This window comes from Clostridium tagluense, from assembly GCF_003865095.1.
In the GTDB taxonomy this organism is placed as follows: Bacteria; Bacillota; Clostridia; order Clostridiales; family Clostridiaceae; genus Clostridium_AD; species Clostridium_AD tagluense.
The window spans coordinates 43469-66686 of the sequence record NZ_BHYK01000013.1 but is presented as its reverse complement, the minus strand read 5'-3'; the positions used below and the strand labels follow the sequence as shown (position 1 = coordinate 66686).

The window sequence follows — 23218 nt, the reverse complement described above, 5'->3', positions numbered from 1 at the left end:
ATAAAGATATAATCTCTCTTTTTTGTACCTGCAAGGCTGGTACCATAATTATGATCACTAATAATAATATTTTATATTAAATCGTTTTTAAACCCCTTTCCCCTTACTTCAGAGGCATCAACTGTTATCATAAATGCATCATTGTCTATTTCTTTAATAATTAATTTCAATTCTGGAATCTGATGAAGTGGTACTGTGCAAAATAATATTTTTTCCCTCTTACCAGTATACCCACCTTGCCCATATAAAAAAGTAACTCCTCTGTGCATTTTATATAGGATTCCACTACAAATTTCTTTCTCTTTTACAGTAATAATAAGCACTAATTTTTGTTTACCTATTCCAATTATTATTCTATCAGTAACTTCAGCCGTTATAAACATAGCCACTATAGTATATAATGCACTGGTTACTCCAAAAAAGAATGTAGCGATGACAACAATTATAATATTAATATAAAATGATATTTGTCCTATTTTATAATTATCATGTTTCACCTTTATAAGAGCGGAAATAATATTAAGTCCTCCTGCGGAACCGTGATTGCTGAATACTATTCCTATGCCAATTCCATTTAGTGCTCCCCCGTATAGACATAATAACAATGTATCCGTTGTATCAATAACTCCTTTTAATGGAGCTGTTAAAATTAAAAACATTGAAAATGATATTGTGCCTATAAACGTAAGAATAGTAAATCTTTTGTTAAGGAATTTATAGCTTAATATTAATAGTGGAATGTTTAATAGCAAAATCGAATATCCAGCAGGAAATTTAAACAAATATTGAATAATTAAAGATATCCCAGAAGCACCACCACTTAAAAGCTTTGCTTTGGATATAAACAAATTAATTGCAAGTGAAGATATCAAACTTCCTAGTAGTATAAAAAGAACATTCTTAACTATACTTTTATTTAAATATTTAATCATTTCGTTTCCACCCTTCGAATAAAATCTACTTTTCAGACTTTTATAATATTATTTTTATAGATATTTGTGAAAACACAATGAATATTAACCTACTTCTTACATTGTGCCATAACAATAGCATATTGTGAAGGGATTGCAGAAAAAGAAGTTTATATAAATACAGACTTTAATTTACAAACATTCTCTGAAGAATTTATTGAACTTGAAAATAGATAAATTTTAACATTTTTCCACCACCATCAGACATATATATATGCTAGGGATAATTTCAAGTCATTAGATGTTATGTAGTAAAATCTCATTTGGTAATTTATTAAATATATTATATAATTAGTATATGCTATTTTTTAAAAAATACAAAAGGAAAGGTAGGTGAAAAACCTGCACTGTGGTTAAGCAATATCCGCTAACCCCACCATTCTATTTAACGAATAGAGTGCTAAAGTTGTTTGTTACAATTTTAGGTAGCAGGTGTTATTTTGAGAATGATTTTATTAGGTGCCCCTGGAGCTGGAAAAGGTACTCAAGCAAATCTAATATGTGAGAAATACAACATACCCCATCTATCAACTGGAGATATTTTTAGAATGAACATTTCAACCTGTACTCCACTTGGTGTACAAGCAAAAAAATATATTGATAAGGGACAGTTAGTGCCTGATGATCTGACTATTCAAGTAGTTGAAGATAGACTAGTGAGAGAGGATTGCAAAGATGGCTTTCTATTAGATGGATTTCCAAGGACAGTTTTTCAAGCAGAGGAACTTGCTAAATTTCTCCAAAGTATTAATAATACCTTGGATGTTGTACTTCTAATCGATGTTCCTACAGGGTTTATACTTGAAAGAAACATTGGACGAAGGATATGTTCTTCCTGTGGATCAAGTTATCATATAAAATTTAATCCACCGGAAGAATTAGGTATCTGTGACTTTTGTAGTGGGAAATTAATTCAAAGAAATGATGATAATGAAGAAACGGTTAAGGAAAGACTTAATGTTTATACTACTCAGACCCATCCTCTAATAGATTATTATAAAACTAATCATTTTTTATCTACAGTTGATGGTAGAGATGATATACTTACCGTTTCAAAAAATATCTTTTTAATACTAGATAATTAATATATTTTAATAGCTCTTCAATGTTTTAACTTATTTGGTCTTGGACTAAACTTTTAAGTGTTATGCTCTCTTTGAAAATTGGGTCTAAGGCCAATGATTTTTCTGTGTACTCTAGCGCTTTTTCAATTTTTCTTAGATTATAAAAGCAAACTCCAATCCTATAATAGATTTCAGACGTAGCACCATATAATTCATATGAATATTGAAAAAATCTTAAAGCATCATTATCATTACCAATATAACTAAACAATAAGCCTATATAGTATGCTAAATCCCCCTCTTCACCAATAGGAAAATAGTGCTCCCAAACTTTATTCATTACCATAATCAATTCTTCAGTCGGAAAATTTTCTTCCGTATCTATTCTTTCAAGTAGTATGTTATAAACTTCTTGAAATGTTCTTGCATCCCATACAGTAAATCGAAGAAAGGTTAGTATCTCTTTAGTCTCTAGAGATTCACTTAGAGGCACCACTGCTTTTTTTAAAATATAAAAATCATCTGGTCCTATACTTTCAATAATCTCATTATATGCCATTGTGGTTTCTACGAAATTATGAGAACTGTTTGTTAATACAAACAAAGACATGTTTATATTTTCATGTTCATATATGCTATGAATGGCTTTCCCACCAATATTTTTAAAATACTGTTCCAATGAATGAAAGTTAACAGTCATAGAAATACATCCGTGTTTTGATAAAAATGGATGAGAATTTTTAAGCATAGCCTTTTCATCTTTATAACCTTTATCCGCAGAAATTAAAATTATGTCATCATTAAATAATCTTTTTAATCTAGAAATACATCTCATAGCCATTATTGGAAGTGAAAAGGATGTATCTTCCAAGTGATTTTTATAATATACAAGGATATCATTAAAATTATCATCTTCGTAATAATTTTTACCTTGGATTTGGTTGTCTGTATAGTAATAATCTAAGCCAGCCAGTATGGATTTGTCTTCAGCATCAGCCTTTACTTTTGGAGAAGTTACTGTAATCAAACCTTCAAAAATTTCTCCCTTGTTTACATAAAAGGTATCTTGTGGAAGACTGTCAAAGGTGTAATTAGCGATTAAGATCAAAGGGTTTTTAAGCTTTCCGCGGGCTAAAATTTCACCACTGTTTCTTAATTTAAGCTGATCATCTTTAGCTATATCGAAGGTTGCACAGTCAAGTATTCCACAATCAAAATAGGGTTTTAAAAAGCTATGGTTTTGCCAATACTCAATGTTTTTTTCAGAAAAATCAGTTACTATATATTTAAATTTCAACCCTTTTAGAGAAGAATTTTCTATTATATGTAAGAATCTTTTAAGGAAAGTATAGGTAAATCGACCTACCCCTGACGCAAGCTCCATTATGTATATAGTAGAGTCTTTATCTATATCAGTTCTTGTAACATAATCTCTGCAATATCCAAATATAGTTTTAGCATATAAATTTGCTATATAAGGATTAGTAGTTATATATTGAGGCACAATTCCGCGGGTCCAGGCTTCTGGACCCTGATTTGAGAAAAAATCTTTCTGCAGCTTCCATAGCATGGATTGTGATAATTGTTTTTCAGCTTCGATTATAACATCGGTATGCTCCTCACTTGTTGTCTCAAGGTCTCTATGAATATTGTACTGTTTAATTTTGTTTGACAAAACAATTCCCCCTAAATAGAAAAATAAAATGATTTAAAATACTATATTACTTATTCCTAAACTCTTAAGAATACCTGTTGCAATCGCCTTAGCTAATTTATATTGATATGCATCTGTAGTTAATAGTTTTTCTTCTTCTGGATTAGAAATGAATGACGTCTCCACCAGTATAGAAGTAGCATCTACATTTTTTATAACATATAAACCAGTAGTAGTTTTAAGACCCCTATCTACTCTTCCAGTTTCTTTGATTAGTTCGGTTTGTACAGCTTGAGCCAGCTTTTGTCCAGCTACACTACCACTGAAATAATAAGTCTCAATGCCACTAGCTGTTAGAGCTGAAAAGCTATTCTCATGAATACTTACAAAATAATCTGGTTTAGCTGCATTAGATATATCACATCTTGCTTGAAGATTTTGAGCTTCATTTGTGGACCAAGCTATATTATCACTAGTTCTTGTGTATACTGTCTCAACACCATTCTTAATTAATATACTTCCAACCTTTAAAGTAATTGCAAGTGTTATGTCCTTCTCATTAATTCCCGTTGGTCCTGTTGCTCCGGGATCATATCCTCCATGCCCTGCATCTAAAACTACTTTGTATTTTTTTTGGGTAGTTGCTATTACATTTACTACTAAATTAACTTTTATAGTACTGTCTTTAATAGTTCCTTGAAATGTGTACATTCCAACCTTGCTTGTATCTAGTGAATTACTATTCCAAACTACATCTACATCTTTTTTGGAGTTATTACTCATAGTAGCTTGTACCGTTTTAGGGAAGATATATTTACCACCTTGTTCTATGTTGGTCTTTATATCTCCAACTGAAGATACTTTAAAAATAGAATCGTAATTAGTATCGGAATTCGCAAACCCCGCATAGTTCATTGATCCATTAGCTATAGCTTTTGCCTCATTATTTTGATATTCTGCACTACTTAATAATATCTCTTCATCTGGATTGGTCAGGAACCCTAATTCCAAAACTACTGCGGGGCAACTTACCTTATTTAATATTCCTAAGTTTGCTTCGTTACTTGCTTCTTTTATGCTCCTATTAGTAGCTTGTGTTGCTTTCATTAATTCATCTTGAATTGAAGTCGCCAGCATCTTATTATTACTAACACCAGGTTTGTAATATGTTTCAATTCCTTTCGGAGTATTTGAAGTATAAGAATTAGTGTTTATACTTAAAAATAGATCCGCTTTTGCAGTAGAAGCAATTTTAGCTTTTGCATCATCCTCATCACTCTGATTCCAAGATACTGAATCACTGTTTCTTGTGTATACTACGTTAAACCCTCTTGTTTTTAGTATGTTACCTAATTTTAACGCTGTACTTAAATTTATATCCTTAGCCTTAACACCATTTATGCCAGTAATTGCTTTATAGTACTGACCTGGGTCTATACATACAGTGAACTCACTTGGTTTTGTAGGGGCACTTTTAGTAGTAAAATTCATTCTAACTTCACTGGGAAGAGATTTTCCGTCAGCAGAATTAACCTGATTTGTCACTATCAAAGTATATGTCTTATTATATTCATAGTTTTTCACTGGTTCAACTAACACATTTTTATTACTATTAGCTAAACTAACTTTAATATCTATGTATTTATTATTTTCTCCAACCATCTTAATGTTTGTAGTATTCACAGTAGTAGCACTCAAAGGTTTATTAAAACTCACTGTCCAAGGTTTATTAACTACCACATCCTTTTTAGAACCCATATCTGTAAATGTACTAGCCCTTACTATTATTTGCATAGGTATACACAATGCAAAAGTTACGACCATAATTATAAATGTTTTAAAAATGTTTTTCATATAACTCCTCCAAATCTTTATAGTTTTCATATTTAATTATTATATCATCATTTGAATAATCTTAAATATGAATGTAAATTATAAATGTGAAATTGCTTGATACTCAGTAGTCTTATAAAATATTCTTCCACTTTATAATACGTTTGTTTTAACTATTCGTTTCAATTTGGGATAAACAATTCCTGCCATTATATTTTTCTAATTGTATACTTGTCCCAATTACAAGTTCCCGTCAGTGCCCTTATTTTTTCTTTAATATTTGAATTTGTCCTAAAGATCTTTCCTTACCATCATTCCCAACTCTAGTCATTATATATACTTCATAAAAATCTCCACTTACTTCAACATTATTTTTATCCATATACTCAATAAGAGTTTTATAATACTTACTTGTATCCTTATAATCATCATCAAAATTTAATGTTATATATTCGCCCTTTGGCAAAGTTATTAAATTATTATCATCATTTGTAATAGATTCCGAAACACTAATTAACATATTATTATATATTAGTTCATCATATTTTTTTATGTCTTCATAGGATACAGCAAAAGCAAGTTCTTTATTTGAACTGCTATACTTCTGTTCCATAGATACTAATATTTCACTTAAATTTATTTCAAACTCTTCTGTATACCTTTTTGTATTATTATATTTAATAAATTTTCTTTCTTGATTATATTTAATAAAAACATGGTCAATGCCTTCTTCTAAAGAATTTTTTATACGCTGCTCCAAAAAATTAATATTATTTTTCACTATGGTTAATTCTTTTATTTTAGTATCTATCATTTCCTTTTGCTTACTTATTATATTAAGTATAGAATCAAATGAAGTATAATTTTCTATTAATTCCTTTATCTCCTCTAAGGATAAACCCATAGCCTTACACTGTTTTATTAAATCAAGTATTACTAAGTGCTTAGCAGAATAATATCTGTATCTGCTCTTTTCATTTATATATGACGGTTTTAGTAGTCCAACTTTATCATAATATCGCAATGTTTGAATTGATAGATTTTGTAACTTTGACATTTCTCCTATTGAAAAGTTTGTCCCCATATCCTCACCTCACTTGTGTTTAATAATTTTCATAAAATAACTAGTACCTATGCTAATTTATTTTTTAAGATACTTTATTCATACTTAATTTTTGCAAATAAAAAACTATGCCTAAATTACTTTAGGCATAGTATTATTATACTACTATTTTTCCTTTTTATAAGAAATTTTCAAACTATTATTTTCATTTAAACACCGAAAGTCTATTCAGCAAAAACTGCTTGTGTGGAAGTTTTTACATTAGCAATTAATTTTATAGTTATAAATGTTAAACTTTCAGATACTGTTGCGCTTATCCATATCCCATTTATTCCAAACATACTTCCAAATATAAATAAACATATTGGCAAGAAAATAACCGATCTACATATGCAGCTTATATTTGAATACATTGGTTTTTCTATAGCTTGATAGTATACAAGAGTATTTAGATTTAATCCTACTACAAAATAACTAAAACTTGCTACTCTAAGTGCCCTATAAGCGAGTTTAGCTATATATGGATCTGATGTAAATATTCCTATAAGGTTCTGTCCAAAAACAAAACTTGTTATAACAAAAGCTCCACTTATCAAAAGTGATGATATACAGGTTATTTTAAAGAATCCTATAAGTTTCTCAGCATCTTTTCTTCCATAGTTATAACTTAAAAGTGGTTGTACTCCTAGTGTTATTCCGTAAAGAACCATATATATATTTGTAGTTAGATAATTTATTATACTATATGCAGAAATCCCCACGTCCCCAACATATTTTGCTAAAGCTATATTATGCAATAACACAATTATTGAATAACTTGCTTGCGCAAAGAATGATGGGAAACCTATTAGTGAAAACTCTTTAATAATTTCTTTATTAAGTCTTACCTTACCAAAAGTTAATTGACCTTTTCCTTTTAAGAAATGAGGTAATAACATACATACTGTAACTATTTGACCAAGTCCAGTAGCAATAGCTGCTCCTTTTATTCCAAAACCAAGTTGAAATATAAATACATAATCTAATATTATATTGGTTACCGCACCGCATATTGTAGATACCATTGCGAGTTTCGGTCTCCCATCATTTCTAACAAAACTACTAAGAACTATTCCTGCTAAATTAGGAATACAAAATAGTGCATAAAACCTTAAATACTCTACGGACATAGTTTGCAATTTCTGTGTTGCTCCTAGCAAATTCACTATTCCTTCTGTAAAGAATGCACCTATTATACTTATTCCAATACTAAGTATTAATAAGAACTTAAACACTTGTCTAAATATATTTACTGCCTTTTCAGTATTGTTTGCTCCGAAATTTTTAGAGACTAGAGCTCCTCCACCTATTGCAAACATAGAAGCAAGTCCAAATAACAAAACTGTAAATGGTAACACTATGTTAACTGCTGCTAATGCTGAATCTCCAACACCTTGACCTACGAATATTCCATCGATAACTGTATACATTGAAGAAATAAACATAGCGATTGCTGATGGAACAGCGTATTTGAAAAACTTTTTCGTCATAAATATCCACCTTTTCTCATTATTTTCACACTTTTCCTAGTATAAACTATATTGTTACTATAGAGTCAACTTATTTTTTCAATAAGAAAAAGTGTTACTAAAAATAGAAGTAGCAGATAAAAGTATACTAACATAATAAAGACATCCAGTTCGCTTTGCAAAATTGGATGTTTTTATTTGACTTATCTTAGCACTCTATTTACCAATTCAACCAAAGAATCCTTCACGAACTCCTTCTTCATAAAACAAATAGCTCCAAATGCCTCACACAAACCTAACTCATCAATAAAATTATATTTTCCACCATCTGAAAGTACAATCATTTTTGTATTCTTATACTCCTTGCCCAGTTCAATTACCACTTCTATTCCTGTTTTTTTAGGCATATATACATCAGTAATTACTAAATCAATATTTCCCATGCTTTTAAATAATTCTATACCTTCTTCCCCATCACATGCCTCATATATTCTATAACCTGATTGTTCTAAAATACCCCTTATAAAGTTTCTAATACTTATAGAATCATCAATAATTAAAATATTCTTTGATTCTTTGTTCATTTTTTAATTCCCCCTTGTTATATTAAATCATTACCTTTGATATGTAATATTAAAAGCTTCAGAAGACGATTTAGACTTGCGCTGAAGCTTTTCTTTGCTAAAGTAGAAAACCCTTACTTATAATATATTTATCGTATACTATAATAAAATATTAATATAGAATTTCAAAAAGAATAAAAAAAGTTATAACTATTATATCATACCAATACATAAAAGTATAAAAAATGACAAACTTACAGTAATTTAAGCAACATAAACCTTGTTATGCGCTTTACTTATTCTATTATGCATTTTACTAAAATTATTATATAGTTTTGTAGAAATTCCTAAGGTTGCTACAGTTTTTATTGCATAAAAATATGTAAAGTATTATATTTTAAATAAGGGGATGAATCGAGATGTTAGATATAATAATAAAAAATGGTTGTATAGTAGACGGTACAGGTAATACTTCTTATCAAGGAAGTTTAGGAATAAAAGATGGAAAAGTAATAAAAATCAAAAATAATATTGATGAACAAGCCTTAGAAATTATTGATGCTAATGGACTTGTAGTTTGCCCAGGGTTTATTGATGTGCACAGTCATAATGATTTAGTACCTTTTATGGATGAAAAAATACAAAATTTAAAACTAATGCAAGGTGTAACCACCGAGCTTGTAGGACAATGTGGCTTAGGGGTTGTTCCTTGTATTGAAAAAGAAAATAACATATGGAAAAACTATATAAGAGGAGTAGTTGGAGACCCCTCACTTAATTGGAGCTTCTCTAATCTTTATGACTATATACGTCAAATTTCTTCAATAGAGCTAAAAAATAATTTTACAATTCTAATTTCCCATGGAGCAATTAAATCGAGTGTTATGAACTTTGATAGTAGAATAGCAACTAAAGAGGAGATTAACACCATGTGTAATATAGCAGAGGATGCTATGAAAGCTGGTGCTTTTGGCATGTCTATAGGACTTCAATACCTACCTGGAATTTTCAGCACAAAAGATGAATTAATAGCTATATGTAGCATTATAGCTAAGTATGATGGAATTGTTATGGTTCATCTTAGAAATCATGATGATACTATAACAAATGCTCTAGAGGAAATAATTTATATAGCAAAGCAGTCTAAGGCACGTCTTCACATTTCACACTTGAGGTCTTATAACTCAAAGGATTTGGGTTGTGATGCTAAAAATCTTATAAGTTATATAGATAGTGCACTGGCTAATGGAATTAAAATAACTTTTGACGAACATTTGTATTTATCTGGAAGTACTCTTATGACTCAGCTTTTACCGCCCTGGATTACTGCTGGTGGAAGTGAAGAAATGGGTAAAAGGCTTAAAGATAAAAAAATTGTCCTAAAACTTAAAGAAGAACTTAAAAGCCCTAAAACTCATTATAGTGGCTGGGACAATTATAGCTTAATTACAGGTTGGGATGGCATACTTATAACTTCAGTAAAAGAAAAGGAAAATTTAAAATACCTTGGAAAGACTGTAGGTAACATTGCTAAAGATTTAGGTATTGATCCCATAGATTTTGCGCTGCAACTACTTATGGAAGAAAAATTTGGGGTAGCAGTAGTAACTCTAAATGTATTTTCGGAAGAGGATACCATTAAACTAATAAATCATCCACTACAAATGGTAGGATCAGACAGTATACCAGGTGGAAATCCACATCCCAGGCTTTATGGAAACTACCCACTTTTTATAGGTAAATTTGTGCGAGATAAAAAGGCCCTTTCTCTTGAGACCGCTATATATAAGATATCATATCTGCCTGCAAAAACCTTAGGACTTAAAAATATAGGAGAAATAGCTGTAGGTAAAACTGCTGATATAGTTTTATTTGATTTAAATGAAATCAAAGGTTTTGAGAATTATTTCAAACCTACCACGGCCCCTGTAGGAATTAAATTTGTTGTATTAAATGGTAAAATTGCAGTAAGAGATAGCATTGTTTGTAAGCGTGGCTATGGAAAAGTTTATAATTTTTTGTAGAATTTCAAAGAAATAAGTATTATAGTATAATTACAAATATTCTTCAAATTATTTTATGATACTAATATTATATAATTGGGGAGCGGGTAAAATGGAAAAAAGATGTATAGCTATTTTAGATTGTGAAATTGGTGAAATAATTGCACAAAAAATTGTAAGCAAGTATGGGATAACCATTGTTGTAGAAAACACTACAATAAATAGTTATATTAAGGATAAACTAGTTGCCTTTAAAATAGATTATCTTTGGATTTATGGAACTTGTAGGGTCGAATCTATTAAACATAAAGACAATGATTTAAAACAATTAAAGCAAAAATATAAAAGCAATGTATTAGAAATCAGGCAAATATTAAATGATTTGACTAAAGGAAATAATGCAAGTATTGAAAAAATAAACTTAATATCTAATTCAATATATGAACCTATAAACAATGAATATCATGTTGTTCAATGCCTAAATGAATTAAAATCTGTAGATGAGGATACTTTTACCCATAGTATAAATGTGTCATTATATGCAATGTTATTGGGCAAGTGGCTATTGCTACCAGAAAGTAAAATAATAAATCTTATACAAGCCGCATTGCTTCATGATGTTGGTAAAACAAAAATATCCAATGTAATTCTAAATAAAAAAGGAAAACTGGAAGTTGATGAATTTGAAGAGATAAAAAACCATCCTATCTATAGCTTTGAAATTATAAAAAATATAGATGGTCTTTCAATAGAAAGCAAGGAAGCTGTATTAATGCATCATGAAAGGGAAAACAATTCAGGTTACCCAACAGGCGTAGGTGGATCGGAAATGAGTATATGTTCCAAAATCATAGCTATTACAAATTTCTATGCCTCAATAACTTCTGAAAGGTCTTATAGAAAAAGCGTAAATCCCTTTGAAGCTTTTCAGATTCTCCAAAATCAAGCTATAAATAATTTTGATATACATATAGTTAATACCTTTTTATCCAATATATCTACTTGTTATGTAGGTACTAAAGTTTTATTGAACAATGGTAAAATTGGCGAAATCGTGTATGTCCCACCACAGGCTATTACTAAACCAATTGTTTGTATTGATTCTGAATATTTAGATTTATCTAAAGAACATAATTTAAAAATTGCAAGTATGTTATAAAAAATTTAGGACCTATAAATTGTATACATTATATTTTGATTTATGGAAAATGATGCATTAATAAGATTGAATTAACAGTATAGGTATGTTAGTATTATTATCAAATAGAAACTATATTTAGGGGGAAATAAAATGAGAAAAAAAATGCTAACAAGTACTTTTTTTGTACTTTTGCTAAGTATATTATTAGTAAATACATTTAAAATTGAGGTATTTGCTCAAACAACAACTAAAATAACAACTCCAGCAGAGTTTAAATATGCCATTAAACCTCAATTTGATAAGGTATATGATTTCAGTGAAGGTTTAGCAAAAGTTAGAGTTGATGGTAAATATGGACTTATTGATAAAACTGGTAAAATTGTTTGTGAGACTAAATTTAATACTATAGATAAGTTTAGCGAAGGCCTGGCAATAGTTTCTGTGGATGGCAAATATGGATTTATTGACAAAACCGGTAAAATTGTTTGTGAACCTCAATTTGATAAGTTATATGATTTCAGCGATGGTTTAGCAAAAGTTAAAATCAGTGGCAAATATGGATATGTTGACAAAACCGGTAAAATTGTTTCTGAACCTGAATTTAACTTGATATATGATTTAAGTGAAGGTTTATCAATATTTGGTGATAAAGGTATATTAGTTGATAGAACCAGTAATACAGATATTAAAACTAATTTTAATAAGACAGGTAATTTCAGTGAAGGTCTCGCAATAGTTAAAGTTGGTAGTAATTATAAATTTACTACTAAAACCGGTAAAATTACTGATTTAGTTGTTAAAAATGAATTTGGTAATATGTATAATTCCAATGAAGGTTTGAACATTGATTTTTCTGGTAAATCCGACTACTTCAAAGAAGATTTGGCAAAGCTTTGTGTTAATGATAAATGGGGCTTTATTGATAAAACCGGTAAAATCGTTTGTGAACCTCAATTTGATGAGGTAAATCTTTTCAATGAAGGGATAGCAAAGGTTAAACTTAATGGTAAATATGGGTTTATTGATAAAACTGGTAAAATCATTTGTAAACCTCAATTTGACTTTGCAGATGTTTTCAGTGAGGATGTAGCAACTGTTAGCGTTGATGGCAAATACGGATTTGTTGATAAAACTGGCAAAATCCTTATTAAACCTCAATTTAATGTTGCAGGTAGTTTTAGTGAAGGCTTAGCAATGGTTTACCTTGGCGGTAAATGGGGATTTATTATGAATCCTCTTACTAAATAATCTAAAACTCAAAGCAGATTGTGTATAGGGGTATCCAAAATGGGTACTTCTATTTTTTTATATATTTAAAATAATAAGCTAAGCAAATTTACAGATTCACTGTTATAATAATATAGGGTGAAAAAAATAATGAAGAAAAAATATATATTAGGATTTTTAATTATAATGACTGTACTTATATTTACGAATAGTTATTTTAAAATAGAGCACAACATGAGCATAGCCGAATATCTTACAACAGACAATAGCCTAAATGCATCCGAAATAGCATATTTGAAAGAACATGGAGACTTGATATATGGATCAGATCAAACTACTCCACCGCTAAGATATTTAAATCCTGATAGCGGACAATATGAGGGTCTCGTAATAGATTACATCAATGCTCTTTCTATAGAACTAGGAGTCAAAATAAAGATGAAACCTATGATTTGGAATGAAGCCCTTAAGGCCCTTGAAAAAGGAGATATAGATTTTTGTGATATGCACGCTTCCACTGAGCGCGCACACAACTTTATATTTACGAGCCCCATATACTATCAAAGAGGGTCTGTATTAACAAAAAAAGATAATACTAGTATAAAAACACCTCGAGATTTAAAAGGAAAAACTATAGCGGCAATAAAAGGAGACTATGTATTTGATCATTTAGCTGAAAATTATACTGATGTACGTGGAGTTAAAACTGACAATCTAAGAGAGGCTATTAGCCTACTTCAAAATAGTAAAGTAGATGCGGTCCTTGGGGATGAGTCAGTAATAAACTATTATTTGACTGGGGAAGGACTCAGCCGCGAATATTCAATACTAAATGAATACTTGTACGAAAGAGACGCGGTAATAGGAGTAAAAATAGGCAATGAAATATTAATAAAAATAATTAACAAAGCAATATATCAGCTGCAAAAGGATAATACTATGGAAAGAATAGATGAAAAATGGTTTGGAAAATCACCGCTAATCATGAAAAATAAAAATGCTGAAAAATATATGCTTTTAGTTAAATATGCTATACTCCTAGCAATGCTAATCGCACTATTTTTTTACTACTGGAACAGAGAATTAAAAAAAGAAGTCAAAAAACAAACAAATGCACTTAATATATCAAAAAATGAATTAGAGACTACATTCAATGGACTTACCACTCATTTAATGGTAGTTGTAAACGAGGACTGCTGCGTGTCAGAATCCAATACAGCATTTTGCAAGTATATAGGGTACACCGTAGATGAAGTGAAACATATGCACTGCAAAAATGTTAACGGAATACTAGGAAGTAACTGTGAGGTCTGCCTCATTAAAGATATATTTGAAACTAGAACTTCAATAGAAAAATCAGTAGAATATCAAAATAGAACATTTAAAGTGAGAACTTATCTGTTAGATAAAGTGCCAAACACTAGAGAGCGAGTACTTGTCATGATGGAAGATATCACTGATCTAAAACTTTCAGAACAAAGAATGCTACAATCAAGTAAAATGGCTGCTGTAGGGCAGCTTGCTGCAGGCATTGCACACGAAATCAGGACGCCTCTTGGAATCATTAGGAACTATACCTATTTACTTAAGCGTATGGAAAAAGAAGAAGATAAAAAAGAGGCAATAGATATAATAGAAACTTCAGTGACTAGAGCCAATAAAATCATAGATAATCTTTTAAATTTCTCAAGGCTTTCTGATAACAAAGTGCATAGCATACAAGTCAAAGATTTCATATCAAATCTTTATGAACTTAATAAAAAAGCCTTGCAGGAAAAACATATAGAATTCAAGTTAGATGTGGAAAGAGATTTAGAAGTAGAACTATATAGTGAATCACTGAAACATGTCTTGCTAAATCTTTTTTCAAATGCCAGGGATGCCATGAAGCAAGGCGGTATACTTCAGGTTAAAGCATTCAAAAAACTTGAAAATATAATCATAGAAGTATCTGACACAGGCACAGGCATGAATTCAAATACGCAAATGTACTTATTTGATCCATTCTACACCACTAAGCAAGTGAGCGAAGGCACAGGACTTGGGCTGTTTATTGTTTATAACGAAGTACAAAAAATGGAGGGAACTATTAGAGTGGAAAGTAAAATTGGGGAAGGCTCAAAGTTTATAGTCACACTTCCAACAAAGATGCAGGGACCCATACTAATATTGAAATAGGAGATAACAAATGAAGAATAAAAATTTTGGAATATTAATAGTAGATGATGAAGCCGCATACTCAAAAGGACTAGCTAAAATACTTGAAATTGAGGGATATCTCATAGAAACAGTACGCTCAGCAGAAGATGCCATGGAGAAAATAAAGAAGAAAAAATATCAGATGGTAGTGACTGATTTAATGATGAATGGAATGAACGGCATAGAACTTTTAGAAAAAACATTAGAATTAAATAAAGATATCAAAGTCATAGTCATGACTGCATATGCTACTGTACCTACCGCAGTAGACGCCATGAAAAAAGGAGCATTATCTTATTTTGTAAAAGGAAATGATCCTGTTGAACTAATAGACGAAATAGAAAAAGTATATGAAGAGTACAAAAAATCAGAACTACACTCTAAAACATATGATAAAAAAGAAAACTCTCTTCTTGAATCAGAAAATAAAGAATTCAAAAAAATTATAGATATGGCTCGAAAAGTAGCTGAAACCACCGTTAACGTCATTTTGCTTGGTGAATCAGGAGTAGGAAAAGAGGTATTTGCAAACTACATCCATACTCAGAGCCCGCGCAAAAATCAACCCTTTATAGCGGTGAACTGTCATGCGCTATCTGAAAGTGTATTAGAATCTGAACTATTTGGACATAGCAAGGGAGCTTTCACTGGTGCCACTGAAAATCGAATTGGTAGATTTGAATCAGCTAACACGGGAACCTTATTTCTAGATGAGATAGCTGACATGCCATTATCCACACAAATCAAATTACTAAGAGTTATTGAAGAGAGGGCAATAGAAAAAATAGGTAGCAACGTAACTACCCCCGTTGACTTTAGACTGATAACCGCCACCAATAAATCTATAGTAAAACTAATAGACCAAGGACTATTTAGAGAAGATTTTTACTATAGAATCAACACCATCATCATTGAGATACCCCCTTTAAGGGAACATAAAGAAGACATATATAGTTTGGCTAGTAAATTCATAGCTAAGGCCTCCATGCAAATGAAGAAGGAAATACACACCATAGAGCCTGAAGTTTGGGAATATTTAAACCAGTATGACTATCCAGGCAATATACGAGAATTTAAAAACATAATCGAAAGGCTGGTAGTATTTAGTGAAAATGGTGTAATATCAAAAGATGATTTGCTAATACATGAAGTTCCAGCTACAGACTGTGAAGGTGATCAAACATTAAAAGCATTTAGGTCTGCAATAGAAAAAAAATACATAGAAGCAGTCCTTGCCAAAAATAACTTTAGTATGACAAAAACAGCAACAGTATTAGGTATCACTCGAAGACAGCTACAAAATAAAGTCAATGAATATGAGATACAAAAGTAAAAACGGGAAATTTTTTTCCAGGTTAGTTGAAAAAAAATTTCCCGTTTTATTATGAATATAGAAATCAACAGTAAACATTTACAACTGCATTCTAAAAAATAATCCTGATAAATATAGATACGCACTAATTTTTACTAGAGTTTTAAACTTTTTTCAGAAAAATTCGAAAATTAAAAGATTTCGGCATAGTAATTGCTACATAGAGTAGTAAAGGAAATAATCACAAATCATTTATTAATAATCTATGTATTACAAAAATTTATTCATCTGGAGGTATTCTTATATGAAACATTCAACAAAACATGCAGTTGTTATAGGTTTTGCACTATTTGCAATGTTTTTCGGTGCAGGGAACCTAATTTTTCCACCATTCCTCGGAAAAGCTGCTGGAAGCGCATTTCTTGCATCCATAACAGGTTTTCTAATTACAGGAGTTGGTCTTCCACTAGCTGGAGTAATTGCCTGTGCCAAAATTAATGGTACTTACGACAAAATGGCCAATAGAGTAGGTAAAAAATTTGCTGCAATAACCGGTGTAGCCTTAATTCTTGTTATAGGACCGTTATTTGCAATTCCAAGAACTGCTGCAACAACTTTCGAACTTGGAGTACATCCTCTATTTCCATCTGTGCCACAAAGCGTAATAGTTATATTGTACTTTGCAATAACACTTGCATTTGTGCTTAAACCTTCTTCAATAATTGATAATATAGGTAAAATACTTACACCCGCACTTTTATTAATGCTAGCTATAATTATATTTAAAGGAATAATAGATCCTATTGGACCAATTGTAAATACATCTTACGAAGGTGGATTCTCAAAAGCTCTAATAGAAGGTTATCAAACAATGGATGCTATGGCTTCTGTTATATTTGCAGGAATAATCATTTCATCTGTTAGATCAAAAGGTTATGAAAATGCAACTGATATAATGAAGATGACTATAAAATCAGCACTAGTTGCTGTAGCAGGACTGGCTTTTGTATATGGTGGACTTATGTATCTTGGAACACAAACAAGTACTTTGTTTCCAGCAAACATAGCTAGGACTGAGTTAGTTACAAAACTTGTTCAGTTAGACCTAGGCAGTATTGGTGCAGTTGTTCTTAGTTTATGTGTTGCTCTTGCATGCTTAACAACTGCTATAGGCTTACTTGCAAGTGGAGCAGAATTCTTTGCTAATCTTTCAAATAATAAAATATCTTACAAAACTGCTGCCGTTGTTATGGCTGTAGTAAGTGGCGGAATAGCTACAAAAAATGTTGATGCTATAATTTCACTCGCAGGTCCTGTGCTGCAAATTTTATACCCAATTGTAATTGTTCTTATACTTATTACATTACTTGGTGATAAAGTTAAAAACAATACAGTTGTTGCTATAACTACATACACAGCACTAACTGTAAGTATTTTAGATACTATAAATGGTATATATCCAAATAGTATTGGATTCATTAAATATATTCCTCTATCCAGTGCTGGATTCTCATGGGCTCTACCTACTTTAATAGTTTTTGTAATTGCCAACATTTCAATGAAATCAAAAAATGATACTGTAAAAGTAGAATCAGAAGTAGCATAAATATATCAGTAAAAAAACAACATTCTATTACTAGAATGTTGTTTTTTTATTGCATAAACAATTATTTTACAAGCTCTATTCCACAGCTTGCACCAATTCTTGAAGCTCCATTTTTTATCATATCTTGCATTTCCTCTTTAGTATGAATGCCTCCAGAGGCTTTAACTCCCATATCAAATCCAACAGTTTCTCTCATTAGCTTAACATCCTGTGCTGTTGCTCCACCCTTTGAAAATCCAGTAGAAGTTTTTACATAACCTGCACCAGCTTCTTTAGCTAAAATGCATGCTCTAACTTTTTCCTCATCTGTTAATAAACATGTCTCTATAATTACTTTAACTAGTTTATCTCCAGAAGCTTCCACAACTTTCTTAATTTCATCTCTTACATAATCATCATTGCCTGATTTAAGTTGTCCAATAGCGATAACCATATCCACTTCATCAGCGCCATCTTCAATAGCAACCTTTGTTTCATATACTTTAGAAGCTACAGAAGCTGCCCCTAGTGGGAACCCTACAACAACGCAAACCTTAACATTTGAATCTTTCAATTGTTCATGCGCAAGCTTAGCCCAACTTGTATTAATACAAACTGAAGCAAAATCATAAGTTTTAGCCTCTTCAATAATTTTTAAAATATCCTTCTTGGTTGCCTCTGGTTTTAGTATTGTGTGGTCGATATACTTAGATATTTTCATTTCTTACAACTCCTTGTATTTTGTCTATACATTTATAATAGCACTTAACAGAACAAATGTAAAATAACATTTTTACATTTGTTCTGTTATTCCTTGTTTTATTATCATAAAAGGGCTACTGAGGAATATTCAGTAGCCCTTTTCTATTATTCTATAAGCAATAATTTAGCAGTGAATTGGTCTGTTACTAGCGTATTAGCTATTCTTGAACTTAATGCACCATGCAAAGCTCCAATTTTTCTTTCTCCACCTGCCACCAAAATAGTTCGTTCTTTTTTTTTCAATTCTTCCAGTTCTATTCCAACTATTCTACTATTTATTTTTTCATCACATATTTCACCATTCTTATTGAAGAACCTTGAGCATACATCACCAACTGCATTCTCCTGAATGCGCTTTACCTCCTCTTTATTAAAATAACCTAGTTTAAATAACAATGCATCATCTTTAACTGTACCTATGGAAAAAACAGCAATATTTGCTTGCTTACCCATTTGAATTATTTTATTAATATGACTATCTTTTTCTGTAATTGTTTTTAATTCTGGTGTATCAAATATAAGCGGCAATGGTAAAGATCTTCCCTTTGCATGAAATGCATTTGTAAACAATTTATTCACCTCTGAAGCATATGTATTAATGTCAGTATGACTTAATCCTCCTTTAAGCTGTACAACTTGAACTCCCTTTAATTTTCTTTCAACTAAATGCGTGGCTATAGCATACATAGTTGTTCCCCAGCTTATTCCAATAATATCGTCATCTTTAACAATACTATGCAAATAATCAGCTGCAGCACGCCCTATATGTTTTTTTATTTCATCATCATTATTTAATGGACAATAGGCAACAATAGCATCATCCAAATTATACTTATTTTTTAGGGCTATTGATAAATCATCCGATATATCTGATGGATCATTAATTTGAATAGTAACATAACCTCGTTCCTTTGCATAATTCAATAACTTTGATACTGTAGGCCTAGAAATATTGAGTAGCTTTGCAATTTGATCTTGATTGTATTCTGATTGATAATACAATCTTGCAACATTTATACTTTGTCTATCTTTATCTTTTTCCATTTTTTAATCTCCCGTTATAATTAATATAGGACATGTAATCTCTTCTCTGATTTCAAAAAATGCATTTAACAAAATGATACACTCGTCCCTCCCGCTTCCTTAAGCATTATATTAATATCATACCATATCTTTCCTAAAATAATACTCAATTGTTGATATAACTATTATAAGTAGAAGTTGATTAAGCGAAATTAAGTATTTTTATTTTGCGTATAATAAATATCTTTATAGATATAATAATAATGGATAAATTATTAAATCACACAAAGGATTGATTTTCACCTATATTTTCAAAGTTATCTATGATAATTTTAGAATGTGTCATATTTTTAAAACTGTATAGATATGGATTTACACCTTGCTACATCAGTTCATTTAATTTTTTAACTCTCTCAACAACAACTTCATTTGCATCTCACATAATAGTTTTTAAATTTTCAATATTAACATAATCCCTAAACATAATAATACCAACTTTTTTATTAAAATTTTAATGCTTTCCAAGCCTGAAATTATAAAATTAATCATAATAATTAATGTACTTTCAGATTTTATAATTTAAAAAAATAAAAAAACTCTCACCCCCAAGACAATGTAGTCTTGGGGATGAGAGTATCTATTTTCCTGGTACAACCCCAGTTTATCAATATGTCACCATATCTACTCTTCTCATCATCGTCTCTATACTTATATATTTTCAATATTTCACCATAAATATTTTCACTGTCAACTATTACAGTTATTGTAATCTTAATTTATAAATAAACTGGCGAAAGTATGGACAGATCTTTTAAATAAAAATGGTACTCCAAAGTCTCCTAAAGAGATAAATGATTTAATGGCTTCAGATACTATATACTTTTACTTTTCCTCATCCCATTCAAAAAAAATCTAAGTCTTCCTCTTTTATTAGAACTACCTTGAATTTTATCTAAGTCCCCACCATCTATATGTTTCCTATATACTACTAAATCATTTTCTTTAATTTTATAATATATATACTTACCTATCATTTGAACTTTACAGACATTACAGTTCGTTAACTTAGTAACAGAAAATTCATTTACATCAAGAACATAAAGCATGTTTTCTACGTATTTAAGTTCCATATCAGTAACACCTTCATAAGTAAAGAACATATGTTTATTAAAGATTCCTAATATTTTATTACACTGACTCATTTCATAAAGTTTTTCTCCCGTTTCCAAATCCTTAATTATTGTCAAATCAGAAGTACTATCCATATACACAATATATTTACTATAATAATAATATACATCCTTATAAAAAAGTTCTGCTACATCCTCTACTTTTCCAGCTCCAATATATAGTTTTCTTAATAAATCGTTTCCATAACAAGCATTCCCTGTTCTCTTATAATATATATAATCATTAAAATAATATAAATCTGAAATATCTCCCATAGTTTCATATACAATCGAAATTTTTCCACATTGTATTGGCATAGACTTTATATGATTTTTATAATTAGATTTCTCGCTATAATATATCATTCCCTTTTCAACACAATAAGCCGTATATGAAGTTAAATTTTTACATATTAAATGTGTACCTTTACCTTCTAAGTCACATTTATTTAACATAATTTTTCCATATTTTTTTATAGTATAAAATATTTGATTTTCTTTTATAAAAATATTTTCCACATTGTAATTGATTACCATATCTTCTTTACCACTGTATTTGCATATTTTGTATAATTTGTATTTTCGCAAAGGATCTATATAATAAATATACTCTTCTACTTCTACATAATTATTTATATTAACCCTATTATAAGCATGAAGTAAGTCCACTGAACTGTCTATATCAGTAATTTTTTCACCTATGTTCTCCAATTTATACCCCCGCCTCTAATCTTTAGTTTTTAATATTTAAATTAATTATTCATATTATATTAATCGTACACTTATGTATAAAACTTAATACCCAACATTTAAAAACAACTTAAGAATGTATATGCATAAGATACTTTGATGATTATAATATTGAGACTTTTCTCGCAATTTAATTGCTTAACGTGTTATAATTCTATTAAAGCATTAGAAAATATTAATTTATGGAGGGATACTATTATGGTAGATAAATTACAAACCCCAGAAGAAAATATCCAATATGAAGGTAATAACATAATAAGGCTTTTTGTTTATGGTACGCTTATGAAAGGAAATAGCCATCATGATGAATTCTTATCCGGCGCCAGATTTGCAGGGCATTTTATAGCTGACGGTTTTCAATTATATGATTTCGGTAATTATCCGCTAATAATTCAAAATGAAATTGATAAAGTCCGTGGAGAGATGTATATTGTCGATAGTAACATATTAGACAAAATAGATATATCTGAAGTTAAAGGAAATTTATTTTCAAGAAAGTTAATTAGAGTTATTAATGATAATGATGATGTTCAAGAAGCTTATGTCTATGTGTATAATAAAGATGTTTCAAAGAATGTTAAAGTTAGTCCAGACAACCCACCTAGGGAAGCGGTAAAAAGAAACGATTTTGTTTGGTATGCAAGCTATGGATCTAACCTAATTTATGAAAGATTGATAAGTTATATTAAAGGTGGAAAGTGTAAATTTAATGGAGTGAATTATGAGGGTTGTAGAAATAAATCATTACCAAAGGATACTAGACCAGTAACCATTCCTTATAAAATGTATTATGGTAATGAAAGTTCTCCTTGGGGAAGTGGTGGAATTTCATTTTTAGATACTCAGAGCAGGGGTCAATCTTTAGGTAGAATGTACCTTATTACTGAAGAACAGTTTGAAGATATTTCAAAGCAAGAGGGAAGTGACGAAAATTGGTATAATCAGAGTCTTTCCTTAGGAGAATACAATGGTGTTGAAATTGTTACTATTACTAATAAAAATACAAGACCATCTCACAACCCTTCTGATAATTATCTTGAAGTAGTCAGAATGGGGATAAAGGAAACATACCCTGAAATGAGTGACTTTGAGGTAATGAAGTATTTAGTTGAATGTGGAATCGAAAAGAGATAGCCTGTGGCTATCTCTTTTCCTTTTGAATGAAAAACTATTATCTCATAATAAAAAAGTCACCTTAACTAGTCATTTAATGTGACATTAAAATCAGTTGGCACTTGCAAATGAATATGGTTTCAGGCTAGCTTACATATTTACACTCATTTCCTGTTTTATTACATAAATAAATCAATATTACTATATTCTACAAAATATACAAATTACCTTCAAGTAATCTATTTTTTTAATATTTTCGACTTTTTATACTATCATTA

General features: G+C 30.2%; 17 protein-coding genes. 8 read left to right on the top strand and 9 right to left on the bottom strand.

Annotated features, from left to right (window positions below; translation table 11 throughout):
* Positions 1–71: 71 nt before the first annotated feature.
* On the bottom strand, positions 72–932 hold the full coding sequence (locus Ctaglu_RS12810; RefSeq protein ID WP_125002251.1) for a YitT family protein: 861 nt from the start codon (positions 930–932) through the stop codon (positions 72–74).
* A gap of 479 nt (positions 933–1411) precedes the next feature.
* On the opposite strand from Ctaglu_RS12810, the gene Ctaglu_RS12805 reads away from it, so the two are divergent.
* Complete coding sequence (locus Ctaglu_RS12805; protein ID WP_125002249.1) at positions 1412–2056, top strand: adenylate kinase; 645 nt, start codon at positions 1412–1414, stop codon at positions 2054–2056.
* Between the two features lie 25 nt (positions 2057–2081).
* Here the strand turns inward: Ctaglu_RS12805 and Ctaglu_RS12800 are convergent, their stop codons facing one another.
* The 5 genes from Ctaglu_RS12800 to Ctaglu_RS12780 all read right to left on the bottom strand — a co-directional run bounded on the left by Ctaglu_RS12800 (position 2082) and on the right by Ctaglu_RS12780 (position 8677).
* Positions 2082–3710: a tetratricopeptide repeat protein gene (locus tag Ctaglu_RS12800; protein ID WP_125002247.1), complete on the bottom strand. Its 1629-nt coding sequence runs from the start codon at positions 3708–3710 to the stop codon at positions 2082–2084.
* A gap of 33 nt (positions 3711–3743) precedes the next feature.
* Entirely contained in the window at positions 3744–5543 is a 1800-nt protein-coding gene (locus Ctaglu_RS12795) for an N-acetylmuramoyl-L-alanine amidase (protein ID WP_185732702.1), read from the bottom strand.
* A 241-nt stretch (positions 5544–5784) separates the two neighbouring features.
* Positions 5785–6606: a MerR family transcriptional regulator gene (locus Ctaglu_RS12790; RefSeq protein WP_125002243.1), complete on the bottom strand. Its 822-nt coding sequence runs from the start codon at positions 6604–6606 to the stop codon at positions 5785–5787.
* Positions 6607–6809: 203 nt separating this feature from the next.
* Positions 6810–8114 (bottom strand): MATE family efflux transporter, encoded by a 1305-nt coding sequence (locus Ctaglu_RS12785; protein WP_125002241.1) that lies wholly within the window; start codon positions 8112–8114, stop codon positions 6810–6812.
* A gap of 182 nt (positions 8115–8296) precedes the next feature.
* Complete coding sequence (locus Ctaglu_RS12780) at positions 8297–8677, bottom strand: response regulator (RefSeq protein WP_125002239.1); 381 nt, start codon at positions 8675–8677, stop codon at positions 8297–8299.
* A 398-nt stretch (positions 8678–9075) separates the two neighbouring features.
* Here Ctaglu_RS12780 and Ctaglu_RS12775 point away from each other — a divergent pair, with 398 nt between their 5' ends.
* From Ctaglu_RS12775 to brnQ, 6 genes are all read left to right on the top strand, one after another.
* Positions 9076–10680, top strand: a complete 1605-nt coding sequence (locus tag Ctaglu_RS12775; protein WP_125002237.1) for an N-acyl-D-amino-acid deacylase family protein — start codon at positions 9076–9078, stop codon at positions 10678–10680.
* Between the two features lie 91 nt (positions 10681–10771).
* On the top strand, positions 10772–11818 hold the full coding sequence (locus tag Ctaglu_RS12770) for an HD-GYP domain-containing protein (RefSeq protein ID WP_125002235.1): 1047 nt from the start codon (positions 10772–10774) through the stop codon (positions 11816–11818).
* Positions 11819–11950: 132 nt separating this feature from the next.
* Positions 11951–13048 (top strand): WG repeat-containing protein, encoded by a 1098-nt coding sequence (locus Ctaglu_RS12765; RefSeq protein ID WP_125002233.1) that lies wholly within the window; start codon positions 11951–11953, stop codon positions 13046–13048.
* Between the two features lie 129 nt (positions 13049–13177).
* Positions 13178–15205, top strand: a complete 2028-nt coding sequence (locus Ctaglu_RS12760; protein WP_125002231.1) for a transporter substrate-binding domain-containing protein — start codon at positions 13178–13180, stop codon at positions 15203–15205.
* A 10-nt stretch (positions 15206–15215) separates the two neighbouring features.
* Positions 15216–16559: a sigma-54-dependent transcriptional regulator gene (locus tag Ctaglu_RS12755; RefSeq protein ID WP_125002229.1), complete on the top strand. Its 1344-nt coding sequence runs from the start codon at positions 15216–15218 to the stop codon at positions 16557–16559.
* A 283-nt stretch (positions 16560–16842) separates the two neighbouring features.
* Positions 16843–18144, top strand: a complete 1302-nt coding sequence (brnQ, locus tag Ctaglu_RS12750; protein ID WP_125002227.1) for a branched-chain amino acid transport system II carrier protein — start codon at positions 16843–16845, stop codon at positions 18142–18144.
* A 61-nt stretch (positions 18145–18205) separates the two neighbouring features.
* On the opposite strand, the gene deoC is transcribed toward brnQ, so the two are convergent.
* The 3 genes from deoC to Ctaglu_RS12735 all read right to left on the bottom strand — a co-directional run bounded on the left by deoC (position 18206) and on the right by Ctaglu_RS12735 (position 21788).
* A complete protein-coding gene (gene deoC, locus Ctaglu_RS12745; protein ID WP_125002225.1) occupies positions 18206–18844 on the bottom strand; it encodes a deoxyribose-phosphate aldolase in 639 nt (212 codons plus the stop codon).
* A 146-nt stretch (positions 18845–18990) separates the two neighbouring features.
* Positions 18991–19929, bottom strand: coding sequence for a DNA-binding transcriptional repressor DeoR (deoR, locus tag Ctaglu_RS12740; RefSeq protein WP_125002223.1), 939 nt, complete (start codon positions 19927–19929; stop codon positions 18991–18993).
* A gap of 851 nt (positions 19930–20780) precedes the next feature.
* On the bottom strand, positions 20781–21788 hold the full coding sequence (locus Ctaglu_RS12735) for a DUF5050 domain-containing protein (RefSeq protein ID WP_125002222.1): 1008 nt from the start codon (positions 21786–21788) through the stop codon (positions 20781–20783).
* 237 nt (positions 21789–22025) lie between these two features.
* Here Ctaglu_RS12735 and Ctaglu_RS12730 point away from each other — a divergent pair, with 237 nt between their 5' ends.
* Positions 22026–22961 carry a gamma-glutamylcyclotransferase family protein gene (locus Ctaglu_RS12730; protein ID WP_185732701.1) on the top strand — a complete coding sequence of 312 codons (936 nt, stop codon included), beginning with the start codon at positions 22026–22028 and terminating at the stop codon, positions 22959–22961.
* The last annotated feature ends 257 nt before the right edge of the window (positions 22962–23218 follow it).

Bases quoted from the DNA above. Each gene is read 5' to 3' on its own strand.
- Ctaglu_RS12810 (WP_125002251.1), bottom strand. From the start codon at position 932: ATGATTAAATATTTAAATAAAAGTATAGTTAAGAATGTTCTTTTTATA.
- Ctaglu_RS12795 (WP_185732702.1), bottom strand. From the start codon at position 5,543: ATGAAAAACATTTTTAAAACATTTATAATTATGGTCGTAACTTTTGCA.
- Ctaglu_RS12790 (WP_125002243.1), bottom strand. From the start codon at position 6,606: ATGGGGACAAACTTTTCAATAGGAGAAATGTCAAAGTTACAAAATCTA.
- Ctaglu_RS12785 (WP_125002241.1), bottom strand. From the start codon at position 8,114: ATGACGAAAAAGTTTTTCAAATACGCTGTTCCATCAGCAATCGCTATG.
- Ctaglu_RS12780 (WP_125002239.1), bottom strand. From the start codon at position 8,677: ATGAACAAAGAATCAAAGAATATTTTAATTATTGATGATTCTATAAGT.
- Ctaglu_RS12775 (WP_125002237.1), top strand. From the start codon at position 9,076: ATGTTAGATATAATAATAAAAAATGGTTGTATAGTAGACGGTACAGGT.
- Ctaglu_RS12770 (WP_125002235.1), top strand. From the start codon at position 10,772: ATGGAAAAAAGATGTATAGCTATTTTAGATTGTGAAATTGGTGAAATA.
- Ctaglu_RS12765 (WP_125002233.1), top strand. From the start codon at position 11,951: ATGAGAAAAAAAATGCTAACAAGTACTTTTTTTGTACTTTTGCTAAGT.
- Ctaglu_RS12760 (WP_125002231.1), top strand. From the start codon at position 13,178: ATGAAGAAAAAATATATATTAGGATTTTTAATTATAATGACTGTACTT.
- Ctaglu_RS12755 (WP_125002229.1), top strand. From the start codon at position 15,216: ATGAAGAATAAAAATTTTGGAATATTAATAGTAGATGATGAAGCCGCA.
- brnQ (WP_125002227.1), top strand. From the start codon at position 16,843: ATGAAACATTCAACAAAACATGCAGTTGTTATAGGTTTTGCACTATTT.
- deoC (WP_125002225.1), bottom strand. From the start codon at position 18,844: ATGAAAATATCTAAGTATATCGACCACACAATACTAAAACCAGAGGCA.
- deoR (WP_125002223.1), bottom strand. From the start codon at position 19,929: ATGGAAAAAGATAAAGATAGACAAAGTATAAATGTTGCAAGATTGTAT.
- Ctaglu_RS12730 (WP_185732701.1), top strand. From the start codon at position 22,026: ATGGTAGATAAATTACAAACCCCAGAAGAAAATATCCAATATGAAGGT.